Origin of the sequence: Pseudomonas sp. (assembly GCF_049301935.1) — a bacterium.
GTDB lineage: Bacteria > Pseudomonadota > Gammaproteobacteria > Pseudomonadales > Pseudomonadaceae > Aquipseudomonas.
The window spans coordinates 63,193-76,514 of record NZ_JBAQLP010000104.1 but is presented as its reverse complement, the minus strand read 5'-3'; the positions used below and the strand labels follow the sequence as shown (position 1 = coordinate 76,514).

Annotated in this window: 12 protein-coding genes; 7 read left to right on the top strand and 5 right to left on the bottom strand. The window is 63.1% G+C overall.

The window, feature by feature from the left end:
* Window positions 1-4: 4 nt before the first annotated feature.
* Window positions 5-1,447, bottom strand: coding sequence for a coniferyl aldehyde dehydrogenase (locus tag WA145_RS14245; RefSeq protein ID WP_422582209.1), 1,443 nt, complete (start codon window positions 1,445-1,447; stop codon window positions 5-7).
* A 236-nt stretch (window positions 1,448-1,683) separates the two neighbouring features.
* Here WA145_RS14245 and WA145_RS14240 point away from each other — a divergent pair, with 236 nt between their 5' ends.
* Complete coding sequence (locus tag WA145_RS14240) at window positions 1,684-2,340, top strand: TetR/AcrR family transcriptional regulator (RefSeq protein ID WP_422582208.1); 657 nt, start codon at window positions 1,684-1,686, stop codon at window positions 2,338-2,340.
* A 189-nt stretch (window positions 2,341-2,529) separates the two neighbouring features.
* On the top strand, window positions 2,530-3,357 hold the full coding sequence (locus WA145_RS14235) for a substrate-binding periplasmic protein (RefSeq protein ID WP_422582207.1): 828 nt from the start codon (window positions 2,530-2,532) through the stop codon (window positions 3,355-3,357).
* Between the two features lie 18 nt (window positions 3,358-3,375).
* Here WA145_RS14235 and WA145_RS14230 read toward each other — a convergent pair whose 3' ends face one another.
* The 4 genes from WA145_RS14230 to WA145_RS14215 all read right to left on the bottom strand — a co-directional run bounded on the left by WA145_RS14230 (window position 3,376) and on the right by WA145_RS14215 (window position 7,908).
* Window positions 3,376-4,365 (bottom strand): hydrolase, encoded by a 990-nt coding sequence (locus tag WA145_RS14230; protein WP_422582206.1) that lies wholly within the window; start codon window positions 4,363-4,365, stop codon window positions 3,376-3,378.
* Window positions 4,366-4,476: 111 nt separating this feature from the next.
* Window positions 4,477-5,079, bottom strand: a complete 603-nt coding sequence (rsmD, locus tag WA145_RS14225; protein WP_422582205.1) for a 16S rRNA (guanine(966)-N(2))-methyltransferase RsmD — start codon at window positions 5,077-5,079, stop codon at window positions 4,477-4,479.
* Window positions 5,079-6,560: a M16 family metallopeptidase gene (locus tag WA145_RS14220; RefSeq protein ID WP_422582204.1), complete on the bottom strand. Its 1,482-nt coding sequence runs from the start codon at window positions 6,558-6,560 to the stop codon at window positions 5,079-5,081. The genes rsmD and WA145_RS14220 overlap by 1 nt, the downstream gene beginning before the upstream one ends.
* A complete protein-coding gene (locus WA145_RS14215; protein ID WP_422582203.1) occupies window positions 6,553-7,908 on the bottom strand; it encodes a M16 family metallopeptidase in 1,356 nt (451 codons plus the stop codon). The genes WA145_RS14220 and WA145_RS14215 overlap by 8 nt, the downstream gene beginning before the upstream one ends.
* Window positions 7,909-8,112: 204 nt before the next feature.
* Here WA145_RS14215 and ftsY point away from each other — a divergent pair, with 204 nt between their 5' ends.
* The 5 genes from ftsY to WA145_RS14190 all read left to right on the top strand — a co-directional run bounded on the left by ftsY (window position 8,113) and on the right by WA145_RS14190 (window position 13,012).
* On the top strand, window positions 8,113-9,537 hold the full coding sequence (gene ftsY / locus WA145_RS14210) for a signal recognition particle-docking protein FtsY (protein WP_422582202.1): 1,425 nt from the start codon (window positions 8,113-8,115) through the stop codon (window positions 9,535-9,537).
* Between the two features lies 1 nt (window position 9,538).
* Window positions 9,539-10,207 (top strand): cell division ATP-binding protein FtsE, encoded by a 669-nt coding sequence (gene ftsE / locus WA145_RS14205; RefSeq protein WP_422582201.1) that lies wholly within the window; start codon window positions 9,539-9,541, stop codon window positions 10,205-10,207.
* A complete protein-coding gene (gene ftsX / locus WA145_RS14200) occupies window positions 10,204-11,223 on the top strand; it encodes a permease-like cell division protein FtsX (RefSeq protein ID WP_422582200.1) in 1,020 nt (339 codons plus the stop codon). The genes ftsE and ftsX overlap by 4 nt, the downstream gene beginning before the upstream one ends.
* Window positions 11,224-11,335: 112 nt before the next feature.
* The gene (gene rpoH, locus WA145_RS14195; RefSeq protein WP_422582199.1) at window positions 11,336-12,190 is read left to right on the top strand and encodes an RNA polymerase sigma factor RpoH; all 855 of its coding nucleotides are present in this window, start codon (window positions 11,336-11,338) and stop codon (window positions 12,188-12,190) included.
* Window positions 12,191-12,400: 210 nt separating this feature from the next.
* Window positions 12,401-13,012, top strand: coding sequence for a hypothetical protein (locus WA145_RS14190; RefSeq protein ID WP_422582198.1), 612 nt, complete (start codon window positions 12,401-12,403; stop codon window positions 13,010-13,012).
* The last annotated feature ends 310 nt before the right edge of the window (window positions 13,013-13,322 follow it).

Below are 13,322 nucleotides of genomic sequence, written 5' to 3'. Positions count from 1 at the left end.
AGGTCTAACGCACGAATAGCTTGTAGATCAGCTGCTGTATCGACTTGCCGTAGGGCGGGTAGATCAGTTTGGCGGCGTTGAAACGCTGCTTGATAAACACGCCCTTGGCCTTGCTGAAGGTCAGGAAGCCTTCGTGGCCGTGGTAATGACCCATGCCGGAGGGGCCGACGCCGCCGAAGGGCATGTCGTCCTGGGCCACGTGCAGCAGGGTGTCGTTGAGGCATACGCCGCCCGAATGAGTCTCGTGCAGCACGCGCTGCTGCTCGCCCTTGTCATAGCCGAAGTAGTACAGCGCCAGCGGGCGGTCGCGCTGGTTGATAAAGGCGAAGGCGTCGTCCAGTTTGTCGTAGGGGATGATCGGCAGCAGCGGGCCGAAGATCTCGTCCTGCATCACCTTCATCTCATCGGTCACGTTCAGCAGCACGGCCTGGGGCATGCGCCGGCCCTGGGCTTCGGGGTACAGCGGAATAATGGTCGCGCCCTTGCTCTCGGCGTCCTGCAGGTAGCCATTGAGGCGCTGCTGCTGACGCTCGTTGATGATCGCGGTGTAGTCCGGGTTGTCCGCAAGTGTCGGGTAGAAGCTCTGCACCACATTGCGGTAGGCCTCGACAAAGCCCTCCACGCGGTCTTTCGGCACCAATACGTAATCCGGGGCCACACAGGTCTGCCCGGCGTTCATGGTCTTGCCGAAGGCGATACGTTCGGCCGCGTCACTCAGCGGCACGTCGGCTGAAACGATGGCTGGCGACTTGCCGCCCAGTTCCAGGGTGACCGGGGTGAGGTTCTCGGCGGCGGCGCGCATCACGTGTTTGCCGATGCTGGTGGCACCGGTAAACAGCAGGTGGTCGAACGGTAGCTTGGAGAAGGCCATGCCGACTTCCGCCTCGCCCAAAACGACGGTGACCAGATCCTCGGGGAAGACCTTGGCCAGTAGGTCTTTGATCAGCTGCGAAGTGGCCGGGGTCGATTCGCTCATCTTGATCATCACCCGGTTGCCGGCCGCCAGGGCGCCGACCAGCGGGCCGATGGCGAGAAACAGCGGGTAGTTCCACGGCACTATCACCCCGACCACGCCCATGGGCTGGTAGATGACCTTGGCCTGCGCGGGCATAAATTGCATGCCGACGCTGCGCCGTGAAGGCTTCATCCACTTCTTGATGCGTTTGCTCGCGTAGTGGATGCCATGCAGGCTGGGCATCAGCTCGGCGAGCAGGGTTTCGTCGGCGCTGCGGTTGCTGAAGTCCTGGGAAATCGCGCTGATCAGCGCGTCACGCTGGTTGCTGAGCAAGTCGCGCAGTACGTTGAGCCACTGGATGCGTTGTTCGGCCGAAGGCATGGGGTTGGCCTTGAACGCCTGGCGCTGACGGGCAAAGCTGCTCTCCAGTTGGCTGAGCTGCTGTTGGCTGCGTTGCAGGCTTTGTTCCAGGTAAGCGACGTCGGCGACCATGGTATTGCTCCTCGGCATTCCAGCAATGCAGTGCGTCAGATGAGCTGAGGCCGCTGCAGAAAAGGTGTGCTGGATTTTTAGAGCAATTGCTCTAATCTGTCAAATAGCATGGCGCGGTAAGCTGACAGGCGCAGCCCAACGAAAAGTTAGCGTATGGTTTCACGGCTTTTTCCGGTAACACTTCTGAGGTTTCTGCCTGTACCTTTGCCGGGCTTTTTCAGTTGAGATCCATTGCCATGGCCGCCCCGAAAACCCGCGAACGCATTATTCAGGAGAGCCTGGCGCTGTTTAACGCCCAGGGCGAGCGCAGCGTCACCACCAACCATATCGCCGCGCACCTGGGGATTTCACCCGGCAACCTGTACTACCACTTCCGTAACAAGCAGGCGATCATCGCCGAGCTGTTTAGCCTTTATGAAAGCCAGGTGGATACCTTTCTGCGCCGTCCCGAGGGCCGCGCGCTGACCGTGCAGGACAAGACCTTCTATCTGGAAGCGCTGCTCGCGGCCATGTGGCATTACCGCTTTCTGCACCGCGATCTGGAGCACCTGCTCGACAGCGACGCCGAGCTGGCCGAGCGCTACAAGCTGTTCTCGCAGCGCTGCCTACAGCGCGCGCAGGGCATTTATCAGGGCTTTGTCGAGGCCGGCATCCTGCTGATGAATGCGCCGCAGATCGAGGCGTTGACCCTCAATAGCTGGATCATCATGACCTCCTGGGTGCGCTTTCTCTGCACCACCCGCGGCAACCCCGGCGACCTCAGCCAGGAGATGCTGCGCCGTGGCATCTATCAGGTGCTGACGCTGGAGGGTGGCTATATCGCCCCACAAGCGCGCGAAGCGGTGGAGGCGCTGTACGCCAGGCTGCATGTGCCGTTGGATCAGGTTATCTGAGGTGTCGGTGAGGCACCGGCTACGCTTAACCATAGGACGCTAACTAAACGCTATTGGCGGCTGCACGACAGTCCATAGGTCCGTCGGTTTCGGGCGCTTGCAATCAGCCGCCAATCAGAGCGAGTTCGGGTATTCGGGTATATGAGTGGTCGCTGGCTATGGGGTTTGCTGTTGGGTAGCGTGTACTGCATGTTGGTATACGCCGAAAACGGCTTGCGGGTCTGTCAGCACGAGCCTGAAAAGTATGCCTACCGACTTGAGCTGACTGAGCTGATTCTCGAGCGGACGGCCGAGCGCTATGGGCCGCGCAAGATCATTCCCGCGGATGGCCCAGACCCGGCACAGGAACGCTGTCTGGCACTGCTGAGCAGCGGCCTGGTGGATCTGGCCTATGTGCCACCGACCGAGGAGCGTCAGCGTGACTTTCTGATACTACCGTTCGATCTGCACAACGGCATGCTGGGCTACCGCGTGTTGTTGATCCATCGCGCCGACGCAGAGCGTTTCGCCCAAGTCGATAGCCTCGACGATCTGCGCCAGCTACGGGGCGGCTTCGGCAGCCAGTGGGGCGACTTTGCCCTGTTCGCGCGCAATCGCCTACCGGTGGTCGGGGTGGCCAATCCCGAGAATCTGTTGCCGATGCTCAATAAGCACCGCTTCGATTACTACCACCGTGGGCTACATGAGGCCTGGAAAGAACTGGCGGCGTACGCTCAGGAGTACCCGCAGCTGATGGTTGAGCCGCACCTGGCGCTGGTCTACGACTTGCCGGTGTTTTTCACCTTTAACCGCGCTGACCAGGCGCTCAAGCAACGCTTCGCTGATGGCTTGGCGCAGATTCGGGCCGATGGCAGCTTTCGCGCGCTGTTCCTAAGTCATTTCGGTCAACTGGCGCAGCAAGCACAACTGGAAAAGCGTACCTTGATTTACCTTGAACACCCGTCATTCAGCGGGCTGACGACACCCGACACCAGCCTGTGGCTGAGGCCAGCTGGCGCACCGGAACCGCCGGAGTAGATCAGTCGCGCCGACCGCTCAGGCGTTGGCCAAGCCGCTCAGCCACTGTGGAATACGCCGTTCCAGATAATAGCCCGGCTTACCCAGGTTGCCTTCGACAAAGCCGACGTGGCCGCCGTGGGCGTGCAGTTCGAAGTCGATGCTGGGTGACAGTTCGCCGGCGTCGGGCAGGCTGTGGGCGAACACGAAGGGGTCGTCGGCGGCCTGGATAATCAGTGTCGGCGTCTCGATCTGGCCGAGAAAGTAGCGGCTGGAGGCGCGGCGGTAGTAGTCCTCGGCATCGGCGTAGCCATGCAGCGGCGCGGTGATGCGCCCGTCGAAATCCCAGAAGGTGCGCATGTTGTCCAGCGGGCCGAGTTTCTCCAGGGTGGACAGCCGGTCGGCCATGCCCTGGTGGGCGAACAGGCGCTGTTTGTCCTTCACGTAGGCCACCATCTCGCGCATAAAGTGGCGTTGATAGACCCTGGAAAAGCCCAGGCCGATGCGGTCGGCGCACTGATCCAGGCGAAACGGCACCGACACCGCCGCTGCGCCCTGCAGCTGGCTGTCCGCCCCCGTTTCGCCGAGGTACTTGAGCAGCACATTGCCGCCCAGCGAATAACCCACGGCATACAGCGGCGCCATCGGCCGCTGCGCGCGCAGGTGGCGCACGGTTTCCGCCAAATCTTCGCTGGCGCCTGAATGGTAACCGCGGGCCAGCAGGTTCGGCTCGCCCGAGCAGCCGCGCCAGTTCAGTGCCACGCTGGCCCAGCCCCGGGCCGCCAGTTGTTGCTGCAAACCCAGCACATACAGCGAGTCGGATGAGCCGGTCAGGCCATGCAGCAGCAGCACCAGCGGCGCATCCGCCTGGTGTGGGCCATGCCAGTCCAGGTCGAGAAAGTCGCCATCGTCCAGCCACAGGCGTTCGCGCGTGCGCTCAAGCTTCGCCGGTTGGCGGCACATCGGGTTCCACAGGGTTTGCAGATGTGGGCCGGGCAGCCACCAGGCGGGTTTAAAGGGTGTGCTCATGGTTGTAGCCCGTAGCCCGGATGCAATCCGGGGGATTTTGAGGTTATTGACGATACGCTCCCGGCTTGCATCCGGGATACAGAGGCGGGGCTTCGTCCGGTGCGTGGTGAGTTACGCCGTACGCTGCCACAGCGCGTAATACACCTGGCCAGCCTTCTGCTCGCGGTGCAAACGCCAGTTGCCGGGCATGCCGAGGCTGGACGGTGGGTTTTCGCTTTCGGTGTAGACCCAGGCGTCGGCTGCCAGCCAGCCATGTTGTTCCAGCAGGGTGCAGGCCGGTAGCAGCAGGTTCTGGTTGAACGGCGGGTCGAGAAACACCAGGTCGAACGGCGTCGCTAGCGGGTTCTGCAGGTAGAGCAGGGCGTCGGTCTGTTGCAACTGGCCGTTGTCGCAGTTCAGCGTTTGCAGGTGGCCGCGTAGGCTGGCGATGGCGGCGGGATTGAGGTCCAGGGCCAGGGCGCTGCCAGCGCCACGCGACAACGCTTCGAGAAACAGCGCGCCGCTGCCGGCGAACAGGTCGAGCACCTTGGCGCCCTCGACATAGGGCGCCAGCCAGTTGAACAGGGTCTCGCGTACGCGGTTCGGCGTCGGCCGCAGCCCGGCGGCCATGGGGAAGTTGAACTGGCGCGAGCGCCATTGCCCGCCGATGATCCGCAGCTGGCCATCGCCACTATGGGCGGGGTTGGCTTTCGGCGGTTTGGGTCGCTTGCTCATCAGTGCTCCGGGACGCCAGAGGGTTGCTCGGCGGGGTTGTCGGTGGGCGGCGGCAGTTCTTGCTGCGCCACGGTCGGGCCGGCGGTGACGATCACCAGGGCCTCGGGGTTGAGGTGCTTGGCCATGGCGGTTTTGACCTGCGCCACGCTCAGCGCCTGAACGTCGCGCATAAAGTCTTCCAGGTAGCTCAGTGGCAAGTCATAGAAGGCCATGGAACCGAGTTGGCCGACGATGGCGGCGTTACTCGCGGTGGACAGTGGGAAGCTGCCGGCCAGTTCGCGCTTGGCATTGTTCAGCTCATCAGTGGTCGGGCCGTTCTTGATGAAGTCGGCCAGCATGCTTTTGACCAGCTGCAGGGTGCCGTCGCTGAGTTCGGCGCGGGTCTGCAGGTTGATCATAAAGGGCCCGCGCGCCTGCATGGCGCTGAAGCCGGAGTAGACGCCATAGGTCAGGCCGCGCTTCTCGCGCACTTCGGTCATCAGGCGGGTGCCGAAGCCACCACCGCCGAACACCTGGTTGCCCAGGTAGAGCGCGGCATAGTCCGGGTCGCGGCGGTCGATGCCGAGCTGGGCGATCATCAGGTGGGTCTGGTTGGAGGGGAACTCGATATGTTGCAGCCCCGGCTTGGGTGTTTGCGGCTGGGCGATGCGTGGCAGCGCCGGGCCTTGCGGCAGGGCGGCGGACACCTGGCTGGCCAGGGCTTCGGCGTCGCTGTGCGAGAGGTCGCCGACCAGCGCGATAATCGCGTTATTGGCGGTGTAGGCCTTGGCGTGGAAGGCCTGCAATTGTTCACGGCTGATGCTCGGGATCGACTCGGCATTGCCGTCGCTGGGGTGCGCATAAGGATGGCTGCCGTACAGACGCTCGAACAGCGCCAGGCTGGCCAGCTTGCCGGGATCCTGCTTCTGGTACTCGAAACCGGCCAGCAGCTGGTTTTTGATTCGCGCCAGGGCGTCGTCCGGGAAGGTCGGCTGGCCGATTACCTGATTGAACAGTTGCATGGCCGGCTCGCGTTTATCCGCAGCGCTCAAGCTACGCAGGCTGGCGATGGCCATGTCGCGGAATGCGCCGTTGCCAAAGTTGGCGCCGAGGTTCTCGAAACCAGCGGCAATTGCCCCGACATCCTTGCCCGGTACGCCTTCGTTGAGCATGGCGTTGGTCAGCATGGCCAGGCCGGCGACGCCGTCGTCATGGCTGCTGCCGGCGGCAAAGGTCAGCTGCAGGTCGAACATCGGCAGCTCGCGGGCTTCGACGAACAGCACCTTGGCGCCTTCGGCGGTTTGCCAGGTCTGGATGTTCAGGTCGCGCCGGCTCGGAGGCTGATCGCCGAGGGCGGCCAGGGATTCGATGCTGTTCGACTCGGCGGCCGCAGCCGGGGTTGGGCTGCTATCGGGGCGGTTAATCACCAGGGCCAGCAGCGCCAGCAATATCAGTAGCGCCAGGCCGAGCAGGCCGTAGCGCAGGCCATTGCGCTCACTCATTGCGCTTCTCCTCAGGCAGAACATGGGCGACGCTCAGGCGCTCGCGGGTAAAGAAGGTACTGGCGGCTTGCTGGATATCGGCCGGGGTCACGGCCTCCAGTTCGGCCAGTTCCTGATCGATCAGCTGCCACGACAGGCCGACGGTTTCCAGCTGGCCGATGGCGGTGGCCTGGCTGGTGATCGAGTCACGCTCGTAGACCAGGCCGGCGATCACTTGTGCGCGTACGCGGGCCAGTTCCTCGGCGCTTGGCGGGGTGTTCTGCAAATCCTCCAGCTCGCGCCACAGGCCGGCTTCGACCTGCAGCAGGGTCTTGCCGGTCTGCACGTTGGGCGTGGCGGAAAGAATAAACAGGCTGTCGCCACGGGAGTAACCGTTGTACCAGGCCGAAGCTCCGGAGACTAATTCCTCGCCGCGCTCCAGGCGGGTTGGCAGGCGGGCGCTGTAGCCGCCATCGAGCAGCGCAGCGGCCAGACGCAAAGCGTGCACCTGGCGCGGTTGTTCGGCGGTGGCCAGGCCCGGCACGTTAAAGCCCATCATCAGGCTCGGCAGCTGGGTTTTCAGGTAGAGGGTGATGCGTCGCTCGCCCGGCGCTGCCAGCTCACGCGGCGCCTTGGCGATGGGCACGGCGCGTTGGGGGATGGCAGCGAAATAGCGTTCGGCGAGAGTCTTAACCTCGGCGACGCTGACGTCACCGACCACCACCAGGGTGGCGTTGTTCGGCGCGTACCACGCCTCGTACCAGGCGCGCAGCTCCTCGACGGTCATGCGTTCGAGGTCGGCCATCCAGCCGATGGTGGGCGTGTGGTAACCGCTGGCCGGGTAGGCCATGGCCTTGAAACGCTCGTAGGCCAGGCTCGACGGTTTGTCGTCGGTGCGCAGGCGGCGCTCCTCCTTGATCACCTCGATTTCCTTGGCGAACTCGTCGGCTGGCAGTTTGAGGCTGGCCAGACGGTCGGCCTCCAGTTCCAGGGCGACGGCCAGGCGGTCGCGGGCCAGCACCTGGTAGTAGGCGGTGTAGTCGTCGCTGGTAAAGGCGTTTTCCTCGGCACCCAGCTCGCGCAGGATGCGTGAGGCTTCGCCGGGGCCGAGCTTGCGGCTGCCCTTGAACATCATGTGTTCGAGGGCGTGGGACAGGCCGGTCTGGCCGGGCGTCTCGTAGCTGGAGCCGACCTTGTACCAGAGCTGGCTGACCACCACCGGGGCGCGATGGTCTTCGCGCACGATGACCTTGAGGCCATTGTCCAGGCTGAATTCGTGGGTCGGCTGGGGTTCTGCGGCCAGGGCCAGCAGGGGTGTACAGAGCACGCCGAGCAGCAGGGCTGCAGTGCGTTGGGCAATCATATGCATGGGTTATCGACCTGTCGGACGGGCCCGCTTGGTCTTAGCGTCGGCGGGCGCGGAGGTGCTAGGATACGCATCCGTTTTACTGGCGACCACGCCTGCTAAGGCTTCTGATTGTTTCCGCGTGCACTCTTCAGCTTTTAATGCCGCGTGAGTAATGCCTTCAGAGCCTGTGGCCTGCGCGTCGCACCTTTGAGATAGCCGTCCTCCATGTTTGGTTCCAACGACGACAAGCACACGCCCGCGCCTGCTGCGCCGGCCTCTGCCGAGAAACCTGCAGAGAAGAAAGACCTGTTCGGCTGGCTGCGCAAGAAGCCGCAAGCACCGGCCAACCCTGAGTCGCAACCAACTCCGGTTAGCGAGCCGCCGGCTGCTGCGGCTGTTTCTGCTGCTGAGGTCTCCGAGCCCGCCCCCGTTGCGCCGGTCAGCGAAGTTGCTGCGCCAGTCGTAGAGCCGGTCATTACCGCCGAGGCCGCTGCCGAGCTGCCTGCTCCGGTCGCTCCGGTTGAGCAGGCAGCTGCTGCTGTGCCTGCGTCGGCTGAAAACCCTGAGCTAAACCCGCCGCCACGCCCCTCACGCTTTCGCATCAATGCCGGCAGCGAAGTGCTGCATGCCCATATTGAACAGCCTGCGCTGGTTATCGAGCCGCCGGTGGTCGAGCCTGCCGCCGTGCAGCCGGTCGCTGCGCCGGTTAAAAGCGCCGAAGAAACCCGCGCCGGCTTTCTCGAACGCCTCAAGCAAGGCCTGTCGAAGACCAGCGCCAGCCTTGGCGAAGGCATGGCCAGCCTGTTTCTCGGCAAGAAGGTTATCGACGATGACCTGCTCGAAGACCTGGAGACCCGCCTGCTGACTGCGGATGTGGGCGTCGAGGCCACCACGGCAATCATCGGTAACCTGACTAAACGCGTCGCGCGCAAGGAACTGGCCGACAGCGGTGCGCTGTACAAGGCCCTGCAGGATGAGCTGGTGGCCCTGCTCAAGCCGGTCGAGCAGCCGCTGAAGATCGACAGCGGCAAGCAGCCCTATGTGATTCTGGTGGTCGGCGTAAACGGCGCGGGCAAGACCACCACCATCGGCAAGCTGGCGAAAAAACTCCAGCAGGATGGCAAGAAGGTCATGCTCGCCGCCGGTGACACCTTCCGCGCCGCTGCCGTCGAGCAGTTGCAGGTGTGGGGCGAACGCAACCAGATTGCGGTGATCGCCCAGCACACCGGCGCCGATTCCGCCTCGGTGATTTTCGATGCGGTGCAGGCCGCCAAGTCGCGTGGCATGGACGTGCTGATCGCCGACACCGCTGGGCGTCTGCACACCAAAGACAACCTGATGGAAGAGCTGAAGAAGGTCCGCCGGGTAATCGGCAAGCTGGATGACAGCGCGCCGCACGAAGTGCTGCTGGTGCTGGACGCCGGCACCGGGCAGAACGCGATCAACCAGGCCAAGCAGTTCAATCAGACGGTCAACCTCACCGGCCTGGCGCTGACCAAGCTGGACGGCACCGCCAAGGGCGGGGTGATCTTTGCCCTGGCCAAGCAGTTTGTATTGCCGATTCGCTATATCGGGGTGGGCGAGGGTATTGATGACCTGCGCACCTTCGAGGCCGAAGCCTTCGTTCAGGCGCTGTTCGCGGAGAAATAGGATGATCAAGTTCGAGCAGGTCGGTAAACGCTACGCCAACGGCCACATCGGGCTGCACGAGTTGAGCTTCCACGTGCGCCGTGGTGAGTTTTTGTTCGTTACCGGGCATTCCGGGGCGGGCAAGAGCACCTTGCTGCGCCTGCTGCTGGCGATGGAGCGGCCGAGCAGTGGCAAGCTGCTGCTGGCGGGGCAGGACCTGTCGCATATCACCAATGCACAGATTCCCTTTCTGCGTCGGCAGATCGGTGTGGTGTTCCAGAACCATCAGCTGCTGTTCGACCGCAGCGTGTTCGACAACGTGGCGCTGCCGCTGCAGATTCTCGGCCTGTCCAAGGACGAGATCGGCACCCGCGTGCGCACCGCGCTGGAGCGTGTGTCCCTGGCCGACAAGGCCGAGCAGTCCCCCGGTGATCTGTCCACCGGTCAGCAGCAGCGCGTCGGCATCGCCCGCGCCGTGGTGCATCGCCCGGCGCTGCTGCTGGCGGATGAGCCGACCGGTAACCTCGACCCGCGCCTGGCGGCCGAAATCATGGGGGTGTTTGAAGACATCAACCGCCTGGGCACCACCGTGCTGATCGCCAGTCACGACCTGGCCCTGATCGCGCGTATGCGCCACCGTATGCTGACCCTGCAGCGCGGCCGCCTGATCGGCGACGGGGAGGCCGCATGAGCGCCACCCGCATGCCGCCTCCGCAACCGGCACAACGCGTTGGTGCCGCGCCGAAGAAGTCCGAAGCGCCGACACCGGACGACGACGGTCCAAGCTTTTCCCAGCAGTTGCATGCCTGGTTGGAAAACCACCGCGCCAGCCTGGTCGACAGCCTGCGCCGGTTGGGTAAACAGCCAATTGGCAGCTTCTTTACCTGCCTGGTGATGGCCGTGGCCCTGAGCCTGCCCATGGGCCTGGCGCTATTGCTGGATAACGTCGAGCGCCTGGGGGTGTCCTGGCAGCGCGCGGCGCAGATTTCCCTGTTTCTACAGATCGACGCCACGGATACCCAAGGTCAAACCTTGCGTGAACAAGTCGCGGCCATGGATGACGTGGAAGAGGCCGAGTGGATCAGCCGCGAACAGGCCTTGGCCGAGTTCCAGCAACAGTCCGGCCTCGGCGAAGCGCTGAAAGAACTGCCTGATAACCCGCTGCCTGGGGTGATCGTGGTAACTCCGCAGCAAGTCGATAAGGTCGCCCTGGAAGCCCTGCGTCTGCGTTTGGCCGAGCTGCCGCAGGTGCAGCAGGCGCAGCTGGATCTGCTCTGGGTCGAGCGCCTGAGCGCGATGCTCAAGCTGGGTGAGCGCTTCGTCTTCGGCCTGACCCTGCTGTTGGTGATGGCACTGCTGCTGGTGATCGGTAATACCATTCGTCTGCATATCGAGAACCGCCGCACCGAGATCGAGGTGATCAAGCTGGTCGGCGGTACCGACAGCTACGTGCGGCGGCCCTTCCTTTATATGGGCACGCTCTACGGCTTGGGCGCCGGCCTGTTGGCCTGGCTGCTGCTGGCCTACGGCCTGGGCTGGCTGAATGACGCCGTGGTGCGTCTGGCCGGCTTGTACGGCAGCGACTTCGCCCTGGCGGGCGTGCCGATAGCCGATGGTCTATCCCTGCTGCTCGGCGCGCTGCTGTTGGGCTATATTGGCGCCTGGCTGGCGGTCGCAAGGCACTTGAGCGAACTGGCACCAAGGTAGTAAGTTATTGTTTTACTTGATATTGACTATGTGTAAGGGAACTTGTACCCCGGTACAAAGTCCCAAAGTGCAGTGCTAGACTGCTCCACGATTCGTCAGTCGGAGGATTCAAATGTCCACTTCTTTGCAACCTGTTCATGCTCTGGTCCCGGGTGCCAACCTGGAGGCGTACGTGCATGCGGTAAACGGCATCCCGCTGTTGACCCCCGAGCAGGAGCGTGAGCTGGCGGAAAGTCTCTTCTACAAACAGGACCTCGAAGCCGCTCGGCAAATGGTTCTGGCTCACCTGCGTTTTGTTGTGCATATCGCCCGCAGCTACTCCGGTTATGGCCTGGCCCAGGCTGACCTGATTCAGGAAGGCAACGTCGGCCTGATGAAGGCGGTCAAGCGCTTCAACCCGGAAATGGGTGTGCGCCTGGTGTCGTTCGCCGTGCACTGGATTCGCGCCGAGATCCACGAGTTCATCCTGAAAAACTGGCGCATCGTCAAAGTCGCCACCACCAAGGCGCAGCGCAAGCTGTTCTTCAACCTGCGCAGCCAGAAGAAGCGCCTGGCCTGGCTGAACAACGACGAAGTGCATGCCGTGGCGGAAAGCCTGGGCGTTGAGCCGCGCGAAGTGCGCGAGATGGAAAGCCGCCTGACCGGCCATGACATGGCCTTCGACCCGGCTGCCGAAGCCGACGACGAAAGCGCCTTCCAGTCGCCGGCGCATTACCTGGAAGACCACCGCTACGACCCGGCGCGTCAGCTGGAGGATTCGGACTGGAGCGACAGCGCCACCGCCAATCTGCACGAGGCGCTGGACGGTCTGGACGAGCGCAGCCGTGACATCCTCTACCAGCGCTGGCTGGCGGAAGAGAAAGCCACGCTGCATGACCTGGCCGCCAAGTACAACGTCTCGGCCGAGCGCATCCGTCAGCTGGAAAAAAACGCGATGAACAAGCTCAAGGGCTCGATCGCCGCGTAAATCGCGCTACTGTCAGAAGCCGCACCCGGGTGCGGCTTTTTTATGGCCTGCCATCCCTGGCGGCCACCCTTCGGGCCGTCGCTACGTGACGTTAAAAACTGCTCCGGACAGTTTTTTATGCCTACCATCCCTGGTGGCTACTCTTCGGGCCGCCGCTGAGCGACGTTGAAAATCACGCCCGGCGATTTTTTATGGTCAAGGAAAACCTCGATGAAATTACCGCCCATACGCCCGCAGCACTGGCTGATCTTTGCCGTGGTCGCCGCCCTGTTCTTTGCCTGGGGGGCGTGGCTGATGCGCCCGCAGCCGGCTGCACATCCTTTGCCCTGGCTGGCGCAATGGCAAAGCCAGGTGTTCACGCCGCTGGCCGATGATCGCCTGAGCCTGGTGCAGCTGAAGGATGCTCTGGAAGGCGAGCTTTGGCTGCAGCCCAACCTGGACGGCGCACGTCTGCTGTATCGCGGTGAGTTGCAGGACGGCGATGGAAACTGGTCGCTGGAGGCGGAGGTCGGTTTGGACAAAGCCGAGCGCGAAAGCCTGCTGGCCGCCGCCGGGCTAAAGCCGGCGGACGAGGAACAGCCATTGAGCCGTCAGCTGCTGGTGCCATTGGCTAATCGCCCGATTATTGCGCTGACCCTGCTACCGCCGGCGCCGCTGGATGTTGCGCGACTGGCCGCCAGTATCGGTCAGCCGCGCCTGACCCTGGAGCTGGCCGAGGGGCAGGCCTGGGTGTATCCCGAGCTGGGCATGACCGCGCATCTGCAGGACGACGAGTTGTACTTCCTCTATGCCGTGCCGCGGCATCTGCTTAAACAGCGCTGAGTTCGCAGAGCGTTGAAAACCTAGGTGAGGCAGGCAAGGCATGTGCGTAATGGCATCGCAGTGGATCGCCTACTTGCACTACCTCTGAGCAGTCTTTTGCATTGGTAATGACCAGCGATTACATCTAATTTGACCAAAGCGCAGCGACGATCTGACGGGGAGTAAGCGGCCAAAAGCAGTCGGGGGGGAAGTATAAGATCAGGATTGCTCCCGTACTTTATTCCGAGCGAGCAGTCGGTGGTTACTCTTAGCCTGAGCAAACACCCACCATTCCAGCCCTTGCGCCCTGACTCACGGTGCCATGCCCAGA